The sequence below is a fragment of the Butyrivibrio sp. DSM 10294 genome, from assembly GCF_028539135.1.
GTDB lineage: Bacteria > Bacillota > Clostridia > Lachnospirales > Lachnospiraceae > Butyrivibrio.
The window spans coordinates 1-538 of sequence record NZ_JANSWL010000016.1 but is presented as its reverse complement, the minus strand read 5'-3'; the positions used below and the strand labels follow the sequence as shown (position 1 = coordinate 538).

1 protein-coding gene is annotated in these 538 nt (G+C 35.3%); it reads left to right on the top strand.

Features of this window, described 5'->3' with window-relative positions:
* The first annotated feature begins 128 nt into the window (after positions 1-128).
* Positions 129-353, top strand: coding sequence for a sulfurtransferase TusA family protein (locus NXH67_RS00120; protein WP_066192709.1), 225 nt, complete (start codon positions 129-131; stop codon positions 351-353).
* The last annotated feature ends 185 nt before the right edge of the window (positions 354-538 follow it).

The window sequence follows — 538 nt, the reverse complement described above, 5'->3', positions numbered from 1 at the left end:
TTTGAAGACAGAATTATCTTTATTATTTATTATTTTAGGTACATGGACTGCGTCTTACTTTGTCTTTGTAAGACCGCAAAAAATAAAAGCTCAATCTGTATCAACTACTGCATAGGAGGGAATTAAAAATGGCAAAAACTTTAGAAACAATGGGGCAGGTTTGTCCTTTCCCATTAATAGAAGCAAAAAAAGCGATTGAAGACATTCATTCTGGAGAGGAATTAATTATTAACTTCGATTGCACACAAGCGACAGAAAGCATTCCAAGATGGGCAGCAGAAGAAGGGCACTCGATTACTAACTACGAGGCGATTGGCGATGCCGCTTGGACAATTACTGTACAAAAAAAGTAATATCCAGTCATTTTGAGAGTATGTTTTCCTTAAAACATACTCTTTTTTGATTTTCAGGAATCAGTTCCTCTCTGCTCCCCCCTTACTGTATTCATATTCCGTCATTTCTAAGTTACTTTAATTTTACTTAACTATCCTTTAATAGGTCGAAAGTTACTGGCATGAGAAATATGTCATAATTGTGT